The 14,993-nt window shown below is 64.6% G+C and carries 18 protein-coding genes; 10 read left to right on the forward strand and 8 right to left on the reverse strand.

Annotated features, from left to right (window positions below):
* The first annotated feature begins 15 nt into the window (after window positions 1-15).
* Window positions 16-1,314: a LapD/MoxY N-terminal periplasmic domain-containing protein gene (locus R2B70_RS17530; RefSeq protein ID WP_042079372.1), complete on the forward strand. Its 1,299-nt coding sequence runs from the start codon at window positions 16-18 to the stop codon at window positions 1,312-1,314.
* On the forward strand, window positions 1,311-2,252 hold the full coding sequence (locus R2B70_RS17535; protein ID WP_318162086.1) for a TAXI family TRAP transporter solute-binding subunit: 942 nt from the start codon (window positions 1,311-1,313) through the stop codon (window positions 2,250-2,252). Before R2B70_RS17530 ends, R2B70_RS17535 begins: the two co-directional genes overlap by 4 nt.
* Here R2B70_RS17535 and R2B70_RS17540 read toward each other — a convergent pair.
* A complete protein-coding gene (locus R2B70_RS17540) occupies window positions 2,247-2,921 on the reverse strand; it encodes a transglutaminase-like cysteine peptidase (RefSeq protein WP_052814386.1) in 675 nt (224 codons plus the stop codon). The genes R2B70_RS17535 and R2B70_RS17540 overlap by 6 nt on opposite strands.
* Window positions 2,922-2,997: 76 nt before the next feature.
* A complete protein-coding gene (znuA, locus tag R2B70_RS17545; RefSeq protein ID WP_318162087.1) occupies window positions 2,998-3,921 on the reverse strand; it encodes a zinc ABC transporter substrate-binding protein ZnuA in 924 nt (307 codons plus the stop codon).
* A gap of 94 nt (window positions 3,922-4,015) precedes the next feature.
* Here znuA and znuC point away from each other — a divergent pair, with 94 nt between their 5' ends.
* Both znuC and znuB read left to right on the forward strand, forming a co-directional pair.
* Entirely contained in the window at window positions 4,016-4,780 is a 765-nt protein-coding gene (gene znuC, locus R2B70_RS17550) for a zinc ABC transporter ATP-binding protein ZnuC (protein WP_042079377.1), read from the forward strand.
* Window positions 4,781-4,801: 21 nt separating this feature from the next.
* Window positions 4,802-5,581, forward strand: coding sequence for a zinc ABC transporter permease subunit ZnuB (gene znuB, locus R2B70_RS17555; RefSeq protein WP_318162088.1), 780 nt, complete (start codon window positions 4,802-4,804; stop codon window positions 5,579-5,581).
* 96 nt (window positions 5,582-5,677) lie between these two features.
* Here znuB and R2B70_RS17560 read toward each other — a convergent pair whose 3' ends face one another.
* Window positions 5,678-6,595: a LysR substrate-binding domain-containing protein gene (locus R2B70_RS17560; protein ID WP_042079379.1), complete on the reverse strand. Its 918-nt coding sequence runs from the start codon at window positions 6,593-6,595 to the stop codon at window positions 5,678-5,680.
* Window positions 6,596-6,686: 91 nt separating this feature from the next.
* On the opposite strand from R2B70_RS17560, the gene R2B70_RS17565 reads away from it, so the two are divergent.
* Window positions 6,687-7,544, forward strand: coding sequence for a DMT family transporter (locus R2B70_RS17565; RefSeq protein WP_216991580.1), 858 nt, complete (start codon window positions 6,687-6,689; stop codon window positions 7,542-7,544).
* Here R2B70_RS17565 and R2B70_RS17570 read toward each other — a convergent pair.
* On the reverse strand, window positions 7,541-8,131 hold the full coding sequence (locus tag R2B70_RS17570; protein ID WP_318162089.1) for a uracil-DNA glycosylase family protein: 591 nt from the start codon (window positions 8,129-8,131) through the stop codon (window positions 7,541-7,543). The two genes, R2B70_RS17565 and R2B70_RS17570, sit on opposite strands and share 4 nt — an antisense overlap.
* Before the next feature lie 102 nt (window positions 8,132-8,233).
* On the opposite strand from R2B70_RS17570, the gene rarD reads away from it, so the two are divergent.
* Window positions 8,234-9,127 carry an EamA family transporter RarD gene (rarD, locus tag R2B70_RS17575; RefSeq protein WP_318162090.1) on the forward strand — a complete coding sequence of 298 codons (894 nt, stop codon included), beginning with the start codon at window positions 8,234-8,236 and terminating at the stop codon, window positions 9,125-9,127.
* The gene (locus R2B70_RS17580; protein WP_412055151.1) at window positions 9,124-9,420 is read left to right on the forward strand and encodes a GIY-YIG nuclease family protein; all 297 of its coding nucleotides are present in this window, start codon (window positions 9,124-9,126) and stop codon (window positions 9,418-9,420) included. The genes rarD and R2B70_RS17580 overlap by 4 nt, the downstream gene beginning before the upstream one ends.
* A gap of 89 nt (window positions 9,421-9,509) precedes the next feature.
* Here R2B70_RS17580 and pspG read toward each other — a convergent pair whose 3' ends face one another.
* From pspG to R2B70_RS17600, 4 genes are all read right to left on the reverse strand, one after another.
* The gene (gene pspG / locus R2B70_RS17585; protein WP_042079384.1) at window positions 9,510-9,728 is read right to left on the reverse strand and encodes an envelope stress response protein PspG; all 219 of its coding nucleotides are present in this window, start codon (window positions 9,726-9,728) and stop codon (window positions 9,510-9,512) included.
* 41 nt (window positions 9,729-9,769) lie between these two features.
* Window positions 9,770-9,976: a PspC domain-containing protein gene (locus tag R2B70_RS17590; RefSeq protein WP_318162091.1), complete on the reverse strand. Its 207-nt coding sequence runs from the start codon at window positions 9,974-9,976 to the stop codon at window positions 9,770-9,772.
* A gap of 2 nt (window positions 9,977-9,978) precedes the next feature.
* Window positions 9,979-10,641, reverse strand: a complete 663-nt coding sequence (pspA, locus tag R2B70_RS17595) for a phage shock protein PspA (protein ID WP_209793687.1) — start codon at window positions 10,639-10,641, stop codon at window positions 9,979-9,981.
* Window positions 10,642-10,845: 204 nt separating this feature from the next.
* Window positions 10,846-11,574 carry a 1-acylglycerol-3-phosphate O-acyltransferase gene (locus R2B70_RS17600; RefSeq protein ID WP_119197261.1) on the reverse strand — a complete coding sequence of 243 codons (729 nt, stop codon included), beginning with the start codon at window positions 11,572-11,574 and terminating at the stop codon, window positions 10,846-10,848.
* A gap of 164 nt (window positions 11,575-11,738) precedes the next feature.
* Here R2B70_RS17600 and R2B70_RS17605 point away from each other — a divergent pair, with 164 nt between their 5' ends.
* The 3 genes from R2B70_RS17605 to R2B70_RS17615 are packed head-to-tail and all read left to right on the forward strand — an operon-like array spanning window position 11,739 to window position 14,963.
* On the forward strand, window positions 11,739-12,119 hold the full coding sequence (locus R2B70_RS17605) for a hypothetical protein (RefSeq protein ID WP_210599882.1): 381 nt from the start codon (window positions 11,739-11,741) through the stop codon (window positions 12,117-12,119).
* Window positions 12,120-12,172: 53 nt separating this feature from the next.
* Window positions 12,173-14,212 (forward strand): protein-disulfide reductase DsbD family protein, encoded by a 2,040-nt coding sequence (locus tag R2B70_RS17610; RefSeq protein ID WP_318162092.1) that lies wholly within the window; start codon window positions 12,173-12,175, stop codon window positions 14,210-14,212.
* A gap of 10 nt (window positions 14,213-14,222) precedes the next feature.
* Window positions 14,223-14,963: a DsbA family protein gene (locus R2B70_RS17615; protein ID WP_318162093.1), complete on the forward strand. Its 741-nt coding sequence runs from the start codon at window positions 14,223-14,225 to the stop codon at window positions 14,961-14,963.
* The last annotated feature ends 30 nt before the right edge of the window (window positions 14,964-14,993 follow it).

The following is a 14,993-nucleotide window of genomic DNA, read 5'->3' on the forward strand; positions in this document are numbered from 1 at the left end:
CACCATGGAGTGGGTATGTCATTGGCAAAATTGTTAAATGTGATCATCCTAATCCTGTTCGCCATCGGTGCCGTCCTGCTGCTCATGCTGGAGATCACCACGGTACGACAATCCATTCTCGACCAGATGTCGGCCAATCTTGAGACCGCCATCACTGCCCTGGGTCTGGTACTCCAGGGCACCCTGCTCAATGATGACAAGGTTCTCGCGGAAACCATCGTCAATGCCATGTTCGACGGCGGCTTCGTCAGCTCGGTGGTCTTGCTGGATCCGGACGGTCAACTGCTGTTCCAGAAGGTCTTCCACACCGCACAACAAAACGTCCCCACCTGGCTTCCCTCGGTTATCGACATGCCCCCGGTCAAGATTGAGCAGGAGTTGACCGATGGCTGGCGCATCCTTGGGACTCTCACGCTGGAAGGGCACGAGGGGTATGCCTACCAGCACCTGTGGAACGCCATCAGCCGTACCGGGCTTGCCCTGCTCGCCGGACTACTGGTCTTTACTCTGGTCATCACCTGGGTATGCCGTCGCCTGCTGCGTCCGCTTGAACAGATCAGCCAGCAACTGACCCAGATCCGCAAACGTCAGTTCAGCGGCAACCTGCCTCTCCCCTGGCTTCGCGAGTTGCAGGAGGTCGCCACCTCCATCAATCAACTGGTGTCCGAACGCAAGCGGGATCTGCTGCAGCAACGGCTCAAAATCACCCAGCTCGGCAGGCTCGACGTCCCCCTGGCTCACCAGAAGCTGACGGGATTGACCGATACCGCAGGTGACATGTACCTGCAGCATTTCGTCTCCACTCAGGGCAACATCAGACTCTACAGCCGGCTCTTGCCCAAGCACCCCCCCACCACGGACAGTTCGCCCGATGAGATCAGGGCCCTGTTCAACGACTTTCTTGTCGAGAAAGCGGAAGGGCTTCAGCTGCCCCTCAGCCTGCTGAACCATCCCGACTGGGCACAGTTCGCCCCCTCTCTGGCCAATGCCAGAGGCAAGACCCTGGACTGGCGCTGGGATCTGGCCAGCCTGCCCCCCCTCGCCGAAGAGCGGCTGACGGCGCTTCAGACCCAGGGGATCGAGATGGCGTTCAGCAATGTCCCGATGAACAACGACAACCTGGCCAGGCTCGATCCCATCAGGCCTGTCTTCATCAGCTGCCAGCTGACCCAGGCTCCCCTCTATTGGAATCTGCTTTCCCAGTGCCTCCATGCTTCCGGCTACACCCTGCTGGCCGAAGCCAGCGAGGTGAGCGACGTAGACACCCTGCGCAACTGGGGCATCGATGGCTACGCCACTCAGGAGGCATCATGAGAACCCCGCTGTTGTTGCTTGCCCTGTTGTGGCAACCCGCTCCACACGCCGCCTCCCTGGCCATCAGCACGGGCGGTGAGCAGGGCATCTATTACCAGGTCATCAAGGAGTTCTGCCGGCTGGCCAACAAGAGTGACCCCACGTTGTCATGCAAGCCGCAAGCCAGTTCAGGTTCCATCGAGAATCTGCGCATGCTGCAGGCAGGGGAGACCCCTTATGCCCTCGTCCAGTCCGACTGGCTCTATCAGGCCAGCCAGGGGATCGGGCCGTTCGCCAAGCAACCCCAACCCGAGCTGAGAACCCTCTTCGCCACCCATGCGGAACCTTTCACCATAGTGGTGCGAGCCGATGGCGACATCACCACCCTGGCGCAACTCAAGCTGTCCCCCATCGACATGGGGTTGAAGCACTCGGGCACCCGCCAGACGGCATTGGCCCTGTTCCACGCACTGGGCACCAGAGAGCAGGACCTCGACCTGAAGAGCGTGGCCAATCTCTCCGAGGCGCTGTGCAGCAAGCAGATCGATGCCTATGGCCTGGTGATGGGCCACCCCAACCGGATCGTGCTGGCCACGGCGAAGCGCTGCGCCATCCGCTTCCTGCCGATCGAGGGGGAGACGCGGGAGCGACTGCTCAAGGGGGTCAAGTATTATCAGCGCAGCCAGGTACCCGCTCGTATCTATCCCGGCAACCTCAAGGCGACACCGACCTTCGCCATTGCCGCCACTCTGGTGACCAATGCCGCTACACCAGACGAAGACGTCTATCGTCTGACCAAAGCGATGCTGAGCCAGCAGACCGGTTTCAACGAACAGACATATGGCTATGCCAACCTGTTCCACAAGGCGCGCAACAAGACGGGCCCGGTGCTGAGCGTCCCGCAGCACCCGGGGGCGGCAAGATACTTCGAAGAGTTGAAAAGCGCGGGCAAGCTATAGCTGGCGGCGGGGGGCGCGCAGGTGCTCGCTGGAGAAGCGGCTCTGCATCGAGGTCCACTGGGTCAGGCGATCGGCGCTCCCCGCCAGGGTTCCCTCGCGACGCGACTTCATGACCCAGATGCTCTTGGCATCGAAACTGTAAACGGGTTGCAGATCATTGCGCTGGCTGCCCGGCAGGATGCGGCCATTGATGTTGTCGAGCACCAGGGGATCTGACTTGGTGCTCGGGAAATAGAGCGTCACCATGTGAAACTGGTTGTAGCGGATCGCCTTCACATAGGCCAGCCGCAGTTTCTTCTCGTCGACGCCGAGCTCCATCAGGGTGTAGTACTTGGAGATGCTGTAATCCTCGCAATCCCCGCCCCGGGCCCCGATGAATTCCAGGGGATTGGCCCAGTAATCCTCGTCACCCCAGAGTCTGGGATCCTCGCTGTAAGTCAGATTGTTGAAGTAGTTGTTGACCAGCTCCAGCTTCTGCTGATCCGTCGTGCCGGCCCTCGGGGTGAGCAGGCGGGAAAAGGCCTCGGCGCGCTGGATCGCCCTGGCACCGTAGACAGCCTGCATTTTTGCCCTCAGATCGGGGCTGGCGATGTGTTCAGAGAGGCGGGACGCCTGCACGCCGACCCCGGATAGGGCCAGCATGCAGATGGGGGCGAACAACCATTTCATGGCAGACACTCCATATCAGATGCTGGAGGTCAGTATAGTTGGCGCTGCCAGCCCCATCGGAAAAGCCGGGAAGAGCTCAACGGCACTGGGCAAAGGCCTCGGCCAGTTGCTGCATGAATTGCAGATAGGCATCCGGGCCGAGCGGCACCTGCTCGCCGACCTCATCCAGCAGCAGCACCCTGGCCCCGGTGTTGCGGGCAACCGACTCGATCACCGCTGGCGAGAATTGCGGCTCGGCATAGATGCAGCTCGCCTGCTTCTCTTCCAGCGCCTTGCGGATCTCCACCAGGGTCTTGGCGCCGGGACGACGCTCAGGGCTCACGGTGAAGTGTCCCCTGGAACTCATGCCGTAGTGACGCTCCCAGTAGCCATAAGCCTCGTGGAACACGAAGTAGCCCTTCTCGTTCACCGCCTTCATCTGCTCGGCGATCACCTTGTCCCGGGCATCGACCTTGCCCTTGAAAACAGCAAGGTTGGCGGCATAACGCGCCTGGTTGGCCGGATCCTGCTTGCCAAGCTCGGTCGCGATCGCGGTGGCGATCGCCTTGGCCTGGGCCGGGCCCAGCCAGAGATGGGGATCCACACCTTCGTGATGGTGCCCTTCATGACCATCATCCTGATCACCGTGCTCGTGGGCCTCGTGTTCATGATCGTGGTCGTCGTGGCTCGCCTGGGTTTCGTAGTTGAACAAGGGCATGCCCGGCACCAGAGTCAGGGTCAGTGCATGGGGATGCTTTGCAAGCGGCTTTGCCATGAAGCTTTCCAGCTCGGGGCCTACCCAGACAACCAGATCGGCCTCGTTGATGCTGCGCATATCGGAGGGGCGCAGGGAATAGTCGTGGGGGGAAGCCCCCGTCGGCAGCAATACCTTGGGTTCGCTCACTCCCTCCGTGATGGCCGCCGCGATGAAGCCAAGGGGTTTGATGGTGGTCAGCACCTCGAGGGCACGGACAGGCAGACTCACCGCCAGCAGGGCAGTGATCAGGGCAAGAATTCGCATAGAGGTCTCGTCAGGGAGTGTGTGTGTGATAATATAACAAACCAACGTCGCTGTTATATTATAACTCTCACTGGCTGTAAACCCCGGAGCTGTCATGACCCAACTGGTGGAGCTGAAAGAGGTCTGTCTCTCATTTGACGGACGACTCGTGCTCGACAAGGTCTCCTTTACCCTGAACAAAGGCAAAATCACCACCCTGGTCGGCCCCAACGGAGCGGGCAAGAGCACCCTGAGCAAGCTGGTGCTGGGCTTGCTCAATCCGGACTCGGGCGAAATCATTCGCCGCCGCGATTTGCGGGTCGGTTATGTGCCGCAGCGCCTCTACCTGGACCCCACGCTGCCGCTGACGGTGCGCCGCTTCCTGCAGCTCGGCAAGAACGGCCGCCTCTCCATCGAGGAGGCCCTGGCGCGGGTCGGCGCCCAGGAGTTGCTGGACAACCGGATGCAGAAGCTCTCCGGCGGCGAGATGCAGCGGGTGCTGCTGGCCCGCGCCCTGCTGGTCAAGCCCGAGCTGCTGGTGCTGGACGAACCGGTGCAGGGAGTAGACATCACGGGCCAGATCGAGCTCTACGCCCTCATCGGCCAGCTCGCCGCCGAATTCCACTGCGCCGTGCTGATGGTCTCCCACGACCTGCATCTGGTGATGGCCAGCACCCACGAGGTGATCTGCCTCAATCGCCACGTCTGCTGTCACGGCGAGCCGGAGAGCGTGGCACGCCACCCGGAATTTGCCCGCCTGTTCGGGCGGCCGGAGCAGGAGGTGCTGGCGGTCTACACCCACCATCACCACTGCGATGGCGAGCATCACCACCATGAACCGCAGGCTCCCGTCATCCGCCTGCCCTCCCGCAACCCGTAACGCACGCAACAGGATCATCAAGTGGACAGCTTTCTGTTATACGCCCTCGCGGCCGGGTTCGGCATCGCCGTGCTGGCCGGCCCCCTCGGCAGTTTCGTGGTGTGGCGCAAGATGGCCTATTTTGGCGACACCCTCTCCCACGCCTGCCTCTTCGGCATCGCCCTCGGCATCCTGCTGCAGGTGGACCTAACCCTGGCGGTGGTGGTCTGCTGCCTCGCCATGGCCATGTTGCTGGTGATCATGAGCCGCAACCAGCAGGTGGCCACCGACACCCTGCTCGGCATCCTGGCCCACAGCGCCCTGTCGCTCGGCCTGGTCACCCTGAGCTTCATGGACAATGTGCGGGTGGATCTGATGGCCTACCTGTTCGGCGACCTGCTCTCGGTGCAGCCCATGGACCTGCTCTGGATCTACGGCGGCGGCGCCCTGGTGCTGCTCACCCTGTGGCGGCTCTGGGACCCGCTGCTCTCCATGACCATCTCGGAAGAGCTGGCCCGGGTGGAAGGGGTGCGGGTGGATGTGCTGCGCTGCGTGCTGATGCTGTTGATCGGATTGGTGATCGCCGTGGCGATGAAGTTCGTCGGCGCGCTCATCATCACCTCCCTGCTGATCATCCCCGCCGCCACCGCCCGCCGCTTCAGCCAGACCCCGGAGCAGATGGCCGGCCTTGCGGCGCTGATCGGCTGCCTCGCCGTACTCGGCGGGCTGACCCTCTCCTGGTATCAGGACACCCCGGCGGGTCCATCTGTGGTAGTTTGCGCCACCACCTTGTTTGTACTGAGCCAGTTCAAGCGAACGTGAAGATCGATGGCGTTGGTCTCGCCAGCGCCATCAGCCCCCGCAATCCAGGCCAGTCCGTCGTGGTCTGCGCCGCCAGCCTCTTCGTACTAAGTCGGTTCAGACGCGCCTGAGGGGCTCGTTTTCCCCAGGCCTCAGGCTCGCCTGCGACTCCTGCCACAGCCACTGGCGCAGCCGACTGATGGCGGGTTCATGGGCGCGCGAGCGCTTGCAGACGAAATAGAAGTTGTCGCCGGTCTCGAGGGCGTGCAGCGGCAGCCGCACCAGGCGAGGGTCCTCCGGCTGCAGCATGTAGTCGTTGATGAGCGCCATCCCCTGGTCCCAGTTCGCCGCCTCCAGCGCCAGCAGGATATGGCTGAAATGGTGCACCCTCGCCTCGGGGGGAATGGTCAGGCCCCCCACCTCGGCCCAGCGCCGCCAGTCCTCCCCCTTCTCCTTGTAGATCGCCTGGATGGAGAGCAGCGGCAACTGCCACAGGGTCGCGGGCCACTCCCCCTCCACCTGCTGCCACAGGCGCCGGCTGCAGACGGGCATCAGCCGCTCCCGATAGAGCAGATCGTGCAGGTACCCGGGCCCCTCGGGGGAGACGGTGATGAAGCCGTCCGCCACCCTGTCGGAGAGCTCGGGGTCTTCCGCCACCATCTCCAGACTGAGATCCAGCTCGGGATGGAGCTGGCGCAGCCCGGCCAGGCGGGGGATCAGCCATTTCACCGCAAAGGAGCTGTAGACAGCTAGCCGCACCCGCATCTCGCCGCCGCCGCGCAGCTGCTCGCTGCTCTGGGCTATCTGGACCAGCCCGGCGGAGATCCCCTCGAAATAGGTCTCCCCCTGGGGCGTCAGGGAGAGCAGTCGACCCTGGCGCAGCAGCAGCCGCTCCCCCAGAAAATCCTCCAGCAGGCGGATCTGGTGGCTGACCGCGCTCTGGCTGACATTGAGCTCCAGGGCCGCACGGGAAAAGCTCAGCAGGCGAGCCACCACCTCGAAATATTGAACGGCGCGCAGGGGGGGCAGCTTCATTATCCAAAATTCTCATGCATGGTGACTTTTTATCATTTTACTGGATAACTGACCGCGGGCTACCCTCCCCTCATCTGAATCTGGAGGTGGTATGAATGCAGTCGGAATAGGCATCCTCTATCTGGTGCTGGGCAACATGGTGGCGGTCTTCTCCGATGCCCTGGTCAAGGTGCTGGAGCCGGACCAGCCCCTCTTCCAGTTCGTCTTCTTCCGCCAGCTCTCCGCCGCCCTGCTGCTCGCCCCCTGGCTGCTCTGGTCATGGCGGCGCAACCCGCCGGTGGCGCTCAAGTGGCACCTGCTGCGGGCCCACATCTGGGCCATCGGCGTCTGCCTGATGGTGGTCGCCCTCACCCGGTTGCCGCTCGCCACCGCCAACGCCCTCTTCTATGCGGCGCCGCTCCTGATGGTGCCGCTCGCAGTCTGGCTGGCGGGGGAAGCGCTGTCGCGCCAGAAGGTGCTGACTGCGCTGCTCGGCTTCGTCGGCGTGCTCATCGTGCTGCGCCCCACCGAGGTGAACTGGGCCGCCCTTGCGGCCCTGGGGGTGGCGCTCTCCCTGGCGGTCAACAATCTGCTGATCAAGCGGATCCCGCTCCAGCAGCCCATCGCCCAGACCCTGTTCTTCACCAACGTGCTGAGCATGCCCTTCATCCTGGCACTGGCCTGGTGGGAAGGGGGCGAGTGGCAGTGGCAGATGTGGTGGCCCGCCTTCGGCTCCTCGGCGCTCATCATGGTCTATGCGGGGCTGTGCGTGATGGCCTATCGCAAGGCGGAGGCGAGCAAGATCGCCTCGGCGGAGTACACCGGGCTGCTGATGGCAGTCGCCATCGGGGTCTGGCTGTTTGACGAGCAGCCAGGGCTGCCGCTGCTGCTGGGGTGCCTGTGTATCATACTGCCGCTGGTCGCCATGGCCCGCAGCAAGCCCAAGCCCCAGGCCGAGCCGGCGCTCTAGCCGGCAGGGGCAAGCAGGGGGGCGACCCTCTGCTGCAGATGGGGGATCACGGCCTGTTCGAACCAGGGGTTCTTCCTGAGCCAGAGGGTGTTGCGCGGGGACGGGTGCGGCAGCGGCAACCAGGCCGGGCCATAGTCCGCCCAGTGTCGCACCGTCTCGGTGAGGGATCCTTTCGCCGCCTCCCGCAGGTAGTAAGCCTGTGCATACTGGCCGATCAGCAGGGTCAGCTCGATGTTGGGCAGCAGCATCAGCACCTTGTCGTGCCAGGTGGGGGCGCACTCCGGCCTGGGGGGCAGATCCCCCGACTTGCCCCGGCCCGGGTAACAGAGCCCCATGGGCATGATGGCGATGCGGGATTCGTCGTAGAAGACGCTCTTGTCCACCCCGAGCCACTGGCGCAGCCGATCGCCTGAGGGGTCGTCCCAGGGGATGCCGCTGGCGTGCACCCGGGTCCCCGGCGCCTGGCCGATGATGAGCAGACGGGCGTGCTCGTTGCCGCGGATCACCGGCCTTGGGCCGAGCGGCAGGTGGGCCTCGCACAGGCGGCAGGCCCGGATCTGTTCAAACAGGATATCGAGTCGGTTCATGGACCCGATAGTACCAGAGTTTTCTCCCCGCTCCCGCTTGTGAAAGTGGCGGCGGATACTTATCATGCAGCCGCCATTGTTTAGTTTAATAAACGGAGAGAGATGAAGAACTGGATGGGCACCGGCAGCGCGGCCCTCTCATTCGTGCTGTGGGGCATGCTGCCCCTCTATTACCAGTTCATGCCCGAGATCAACATGTGGGAACTGCTCTCCCACCGGGTGCTCTGGTCCGTGGTGCTGCTGGGAGGCCTGTTGCTGCTGCTCGGCCATCGGGTGCCCTGGGGGGCCCTGCGCGGCGATCCCCGTCAGCTCGGTCTCGTGCTGCTGGCGGGCCCCGTGATGTCCATCAGCTGGTGCATGTTCACCTGGTGCCTGACCACGGGTCAGGTGCTGGCCACCAGCCTCGCCTTCTTCATGACCCCGCTGTTCAACATCGCTTTTGCGGTGCTCTTCCTGAAAGAGAGGCTCACCCCGCAGAAACACCTGGCGGTGGCGCTCGCCCTGGCGGGGCTCGCCTACATGCTCTTCTCCTACGGCGAGCTGCCCTGGTTCTCCCTCGTGATGGGGGCCAACTTTGCCCTCTACGGCCTCATCAAGAAGAAGGTGAGACTGGACGCCGGCACCAGCCTCTATCTGGAGTCCCTGGTGCAGTTGCCCGTCGCCCTGCTCGTCATCGGCTGGCTGACCTTGCAGGGCACCAGCCAGTTTATGGCCGGTGACTGGAGCGATCGCCTGCTGCTGATGGGCAGTGCGCCCGCCACCCTGCTGCCGGTGGGGCTGTTCTGCTACGCGGTGGCGCGCACCCCCATGAGCACCGTGGGCCTGTTGCAATACATAGAGCCCAGCCTCGCCTTCCTGCTCGCCCTCTTCTGGTTTGGCGAGATACCGGATCCGGTGAAATCCGTTGGCTTCGCCTTCGTCTGGGCCGGCCTGCTGGTGAGCCTGCTGCCCCTGCACCGGCTCGGGGGTCGGCGGGCAAGGTGGCGCACCTCGTGACCCTCGCCACCGGCACGCCCTCCCCCTGGTTTGTCTATCTGGTGCGCACCGGCGCCGGGGCACTCTATGCGGGGATCAGCACGGATCCCGAGCGGCGCCTGCGTCAGCACCAGAGCGGCAAGGGGGCCAGAGCCCTGCGCGGCAAGGGGCCCCTGACCCTGGCGTGGCAGCAGGAGGTTCCCGGCAAACGCGAGGCGCTGCGCCTCGAGTACCGCCTCAAGCAGCAGAGCAAGGCGTTCAAGGAGCGTCTGGTGCAAGAGCCGGCGCTGTGGCACGACTGGAGCCTTTCCTGACTTGCCACCCCGCACACCGAACCCGTGTCGCGCCCATAAAAAGGGCCACTGCAAGCAGTGGCCAAGGAAGGATGCGAGATCAGGGAGGCTTAACGGTAGGTGTTCGACTGCCTGCGCCTGTTGCCAAGCAGCCAGCACACCACCAGCACCAGCAGCAACCAGGGCGCCAGCTTGATGATGAGGGCAAACATGCCGGCCAGGGCGCCAAACAGCACAAAGACCCCGCTCACCAGCAGCATGGCCAACACGGTGAATCCGGTCAGCGCCATGCCGATCAGCACCAGGATCAAGACAATAAATTCCAGCATGTTGTGCTCCTCACTGGGTTAATGCCGCTGAGTGACCAGGGTCAATCCAGCCAGCGCTTCAATTCACGGCGGGGCGGCATGATCAGCACCGCCAGCAGATAGGCGGCCAGCGCCAGGGGCGGCATCAGGATCAGCGTCAGCAGGGCCGCGACCCGCACCGTCACCCTGGACACCCCCAGCCCCTTGGCAAGACCGGCGCAGACCCCGGTCAGCTTGCGATGGGCGAGATCCTTGGGCCAGGGTGTCATGGTTAGGCCTCCGCCTTGTGGCCTTTCAGACGGGCCAGCTCCCGCTCAATCTCGTCGTTCAGCTCCAGCTCGCGGAACTGGGCCTCGAGGGAGGGATTCTGCCCCAGGGTCGCCGCCTCCAGTTGGGCTTCCAGCTGATCCACCCGGTTCTGGAAGCCATCGAAGCGGGCCACCAGCTCGTGCATGCGCTGGTTGTCCACCTGGGCACGGGCACGAATGCGGCTATGGGCGGTCTGCTCGCGCAGGGTCAGCATCTTCTGCTTCTCCCGCGCCTCGGCCAGCTTGCCCGCCAGCCGCTCGCTGTCGGCGGTGAGCTGGGCCAGCACCTCGGCCACCCGCGCCTTGTCCTCTTCCAGCCGCTCGCACTGCTTCATCTCCGCCAGCTTCTCGGTGAGGGCTGCACGGGCGAGATCCTCGCGGCCCTTCTGGATGGCGAGTTCGGCCTTGGCTGTCCACTCCTGGATCCGGTGGCGCAGCGCCTGCTGATGGCGCTCCAGCTGTTTCTGTTCGGCGATGACGCGGGCGGCCTGGGTCCTCATCTCGACCTGGACCTGCTCCATCTCCTCGATCATCAGGCGCAGCATCTTCTCCGGCTCTTCGCTCTTGTCGAGCAGGCTGTGCAGGTTGGCATTGATCACGTCGGTCAGGCGGCTGAATACGCTCATGGTCTGGCTCCTTGTTGATGGGATGTCACTCTCTTCCCATGACATTACAAGAGCCGTGCCAGAATATTTTTTCCTTTTATTACATATAGATGACTCTTGATGACGAGAATTGAAGGGACGCCATGTGGCGAAAAAAGCCAACTACATGGTGATTTTCACCAATAAAAAAGGGAGCCAGCGGCTCCCTCCTTGCAGTCAAACGGCTCAGGCCGCCGGCCTATGGCCCAGCTTGCCATCCAGCTCCACCAGCTTGGCTTCCATCTTCTCCCGGCAGGTGTCGGACAACTCGCGGATCCCGGCGGCGCCGTGCTCCTTACTGCACAGGGGGGGCAGCATCTCCAGCAGCACCTCGCCGTTGTCCCAGCGGTTCAGATCGATCTGACCGAAGTAGCTGGAGCAGACGATGGGCACCACGGGCACCTCGGCCTGCACTGCGGTATGGAAGGCCCCTGCCTTGAACGGCAGCAGGCCGCGCCCCTGGGAGCGGGTCCCTTCCGGGAACATCCAGATGGAGGTGCCGCGATGCTTGATGCGATCCACCACCTGGCCTATGGTGCCGATGGCGCGGGAGCGGTTGGATCTGTCGATCAGCACGTTGCCGGAGAGCCAGAAGATGAGGCCGAAGAAAGGCAGCCACAGCAGGCTCTTCTTGCCCACCGCCACCACGCCGGGGCGCACGGCACCGGTCACGGTGAAGATGTCGTAGTTGCTCTGGTGGTTGCAGACGTAGACGGCCGGGCCCACCGACTTGACCTCCTCCGGAATGATCACCCGTACCTTGAGCCCGATCAGCGGGCAGACCGCGTGGTACATGCGGGCGAAGACATAGACGTTGTTGGGGTGGCGCGGGCGCACCAGGCAGAGCAACAGGCCGAAGACGAACCAGAAGACGAGCAGCAGGGCCAGCAGCAGCACACGGGCAAGTTTGAGCATCGAACACCTCGGAATTTGACTCGGCGCAGTATACTGGTCCCCCTTTTAGCGAACAAGCGTTCGCCAGACAGAACCGACCAGCCTCGCACGTCCCCCTCGCCTTCCGGCTTGCCCCACCCGCCGTTGGTCGTTAGGATGTGCCCATCTTGATGAACGGGGCGAGCATGATTCACCAACAACGCTGGGCGACACGACTCCTGCTGCTGGTCTGCCTGCTGGTGCTCAATTGCGCGGCCCAGCCGCTGGCCCGACTCGCCCTGCTCGATCACGCCATCAGCTGCCAGGCCCTGCCCTCCTCCGTGACTCCCGACGACCAGGCCGACAAGGCCAGCACCTCCAGCCCCCAGCCCAACGGTTGCCAGCTCAACGGCAAGTGGCTGAGCGCCGCCAGCCTGCTCTGCGTCGAGCAGCTGTTCTTCGCGGTGGCGCTGCTCATCGCCCTGCTGGCGCCGCTCTGGCGCTACACGCCGCCACTGCCGCCGCCACGGGCCGTCTCGCCCCCGGAACGACGACTCCACCTCACCCTCTGTGTCTGGCGGGAATGAGTTCAGCCGCGTTGTTTCGTTAGCTGTCACTCATTTTTTGCGAGACCAAAAACATGTCAACTCTCTTCAAGGCGGTCCTGCTACTGGGCAGCCTGCTGTGGCAATCCAGTGGATTGGCCAGCGATACGGGGTGGCTCACCAGCCCCCGGAACGATCACGCCAGGGTCAGGCTGCAGGCCGACCGCAGCGCCCCTGACCACACCCGCATCCTGCTCGAGGTGGCCCTCGAATCCGGCTGGAAAACCTACTGGCACAGCCCGGGTGAAGGGGGCATAGCGCCCCAGATCCTGTGGGATCAGCCGGTCGGCGACTTCCAGTGGCACTGGCCCACGCCGCGCCCCTTCGAGGTGGCCGGGCTCAGCACCCAGGGCTATCAGGAGCAGGTGCGCTTCCCCCTGAGCCTCGACTACCCGGCCGGGCAGCCGCTCAAGGGCACCTTGCGTCTCTCCACCTGCAGCAATGTCTGCATCCTGACCGACTACCCCTTCACCCTGGCGGCGGATGGGCAGGCGCCGGCCGGTTTCGACTTCGCCTGGGCCCGGGCCATGAGCACCCTGCCCCAGCCCCTGCCCGCCGACACCCGGGTCGAGCTCGGCTACCAGCACAACCAGCTGCAGCTGCGCGCCGAGCGGGCAGAGGGCTGGCAGTCGCCCGCCCTCTTCATCGATGCGCTGGAGGGGGCCGAGTTCGGCAAGCCCGCGCTCGAGGTGAACGGCAATGTCCTGATCGCCCGGGTGCCGGTGAGCGACGGCTGGCAGGGGGATGCACCCGACTTGCGCGGTCAGTCCCTCGGCCTGCTACTCACCAGCGGCGATCAGGCCTGGCAGACCCGCGCCCCCATCGCCGGGCCCATCGCCCTGCCGACCCAGCACCAGCCCCTTCTCTGGCTGCTGGGGGCGGCGCTGCTCGGCGGCCTCATCCTCAACCTGATGCCCTGCGTGCTGCCGGTGCTGGCCCTGAAGCTCGGCTCTGTGCTGCAACAGCAGGAGAGCGAACAGCGCCGGGTGCGCAGGCAGTTCCTGGCCGCCAGCGCCGGCATCCTCGCCTCCTTCTGGGTGCTGGCGGCCATGAGCAGCCTGCTGCGCGCGACCCAGGGGGCGGTCGGCTGGGGGATCCAGTTCCAGAGCGCCGGCTTCATCGGCTTCATGGTGGCGGTGACCCTGCTGTTTTGCGCCAACCTGCTGGGGCTGTTCGAAATCCGCCTGCCCAGCAATCTCAGCACTCGTCTCGCCACCCGCGGCGGCAAGGGTCTCTGTGGCCACTTCCTGCAGGGGAGCTTCGCCACCCTGCTGGCGACCCCCTGCTCGGCCCCCTTCCTCGGCACCGCGGTGGCGTTCGCGCTGGCGGCCCCCCTCGGCCAGCTCTGGCTCATCTTCACGGCCCTCGGGATTGGCATGAGCCTGCCCTGGCTGCTGGTGGCGGCCCTGCCGCGCCTCGCCCTCTGGCTGCCGAAGCCGGGCCGCTGGATGGGGCACCTGCGCATCCTGCTCGGGCTGATGATGCTGGGCTCCAGCCTCTGGCTGGCGAGCCTGCTCGGCAACCATCTGGGCAGCACGACCACCGGCTGGCTGATGGTGGCCATGGTGCTGGCGCTGCTGGTGGGCATCCTCTGGCGTTACGGCATGCGCGGCTTCACCCTGGCCCTCTCCCTCTCGGCCCTCATCGGCGGCGCCCTGCTGCTGGGGGGCGCCCTCACGGCGCAAGGATCGGGCAGCGTCGACCGGGTGGCCTGGCAGCCGCTCTCTGAACAGGCCATCGTCGATGCGCTGGCCCAGCACAAGCGGGTCTTCGTGGACGTCACCGCCGACTGGTGCGTCACCTGCAAGGCCAACAAATACAACGTGCTGCTGCAGGGCGAGGTGCAGGAGGCCCTGTCCGCCCCGGACGTGGTGGCCCTGCGCGGCGACTGGAGCAGGCCGAGCGATGCCATCGCCGCCTTCCTGCGCCAGCGCGGCGCCGCCGCCGTCCCCTTCAACCAGATCTACGGGCCCGGCCTGCCCGAAGGGGAGAGCCTCTCCCCCCTGCTGGACAAGGCCGAGCTGCTCAACGTCTTGAACAAGGCCGGCCTCATCCAGCCCGGCCCCCATTTCTAAGGAGAATGCCATGAACCTGCGTACCCTGACCCTGTGTACCGCCCTGGTTGCCGGCGGCCTGAGCGCCCCACTGCTGCACGCCGCCCCCTTCACCCCGGAGCAGGAGGCCCGCATCAAGGAGCTCATTCGCGAGACTCTGGTGCAGAACCCGAAGATCCTGGACGAGGCCGCCGAGTCCTGGGAGAAGCAGAACGCCGCCGCCCAGGAGGCCCAGCTCGGCGACTTCATCAAGAGCAACCAGGAGGTGCTGTTCAACAGCGCCACCAGCCCGCGCCTCGGGGCCAGGAACCCCAAACTGACCCTGGTGCTGTTCACCGATTACAACTGCCCCTACTGCAAGCAGTTCGATCCCCAGCTGACCCGGCTGCTCGAGGCCTATCCCGACGATCTGGGGCTGGTGATCAAGCTGCTGCCGTTCAAGGGGCAGACCTCCGCCAAGGCGGCCCAGTACAGCCTCACCCTGTGGCAGCAGGATCCGGCCCGCTTCCTCCCCCTGCACGACAAGCTGATGAGCAAGCAGGGGATGCTGACCGAGGCGGACATCAACAAGGCGCTGGCTGCCACCGACAACCTGACCCTCAAGCCGGAAGGCAAGGCCACCGAGGAGCTGCGCAACAGCCTGCGCATCGGCACTCTTCTTGGCGTGCAGGGCACTCCGGCTACGCTTATCGGCAACCAGCTGGTGCCGGGTGCCATTCCCTATGACGAGCTGGAGCAGCTGGTGAAAGCCGAGCTGGCCAAACGGGCATGAGGAGGCCATGGATGGAGCTGCGACCACACC

This window comes from Aeromonas sp. XH, from assembly GCF_033348475.1.
In the GTDB taxonomy this organism is placed as follows: Bacteria; Pseudomonadota; Gammaproteobacteria; order Enterobacterales; family Aeromonadaceae; genus Aeromonas; species Aeromonas sanarellii.

Coding starts and splice junctions, on each gene's coding strand:
- R2B70_RS17530 (WP_042079372.1), top strand. CDS start 16: ATGTCATTGGCAAAATTGTTAAATGTGATCATCCTAATCCTGTTCGCC.
- R2B70_RS17535 (WP_318162086.1), top strand. CDS start 1,311: ATGAGAACCCCGCTGTTGTTGCTTGCCCTGTTGTGGCAACCCGCTCCA.
- R2B70_RS17540 (WP_052814386.1), bottom strand. CDS start 2,921: ATGAAATGGTTGTTCGCCCCCATCTGCATGCTGGCCCTATCCGGGGTC.
- znuA (WP_318162087.1), bottom strand. CDS start 3,921: ATGCGAATTCTTGCCCTGATCACTGCCCTGCTGGCGGTGAGTCTGCCT.
- znuC (WP_042079377.1), top strand. CDS start 4,016: ATGACCCAACTGGTGGAGCTGAAAGAGGTCTGTCTCTCATTTGACGGA.
- R2B70_RS17560 (WP_042079379.1), bottom strand. CDS start 6,595: ATGAAGCTGCCCCCCCTGCGCGCCGTTCAATATTTCGAGGTGGTGGCT.
- R2B70_RS17565 (WP_216991580.1), top strand. CDS start 6,687: ATGAATGCAGTCGGAATAGGCATCCTCTATCTGGTGCTGGGCAACATG.
- R2B70_RS17570 (WP_318162089.1), bottom strand. CDS start 8,131: ATGAACCGACTCGATATCCTGTTTGAACAGATCCGGGCCTGCCGCCTG.
- rarD (WP_318162090.1), top strand. CDS start 8,234: ATGAAGAACTGGATGGGCACCGGCAGCGCGGCCCTCTCATTCGTGCTG.
- pspG (WP_042079384.1), bottom strand. CDS start 9,728: ATGCTGGAATTTATTGTCTTGATCCTGGTGCTGATCGGCATGGCGCTG.
- R2B70_RS17590 (WP_318162091.1), bottom strand. CDS start 9,976: ATGACACCCTGGCCCAAGGATCTCGCCCATCGCAAGCTGACCGGGGTC.
- pspA (WP_209793687.1), bottom strand. CDS start 10,641: ATGAGCGTATTCAGCCGCCTGACCGACGTGATCAATGCCAACCTGCAC.
- R2B70_RS17600 (WP_119197261.1), bottom strand. CDS start 11,574: ATGCTCAAACTTGCCCGTGTGCTGCTGCTGGCCCTGCTGCTCGTCTTC.
- R2B70_RS17605 (WP_210599882.1), top strand. CDS start 11,739: ATGATTCACCAACAACGCTGGGCGACACGACTCCTGCTGCTGGTCTGC.
- R2B70_RS17610 (WP_318162092.1), top strand. CDS start 12,173: ATGTCAACTCTCTTCAAGGCGGTCCTGCTACTGGGCAGCCTGCTGTGG.
- R2B70_RS17615 (WP_318162093.1), top strand. CDS start 14,223: ATGAACCTGCGTACCCTGACCCTGTGTACCGCCCTGGTTGCCGGCGGC.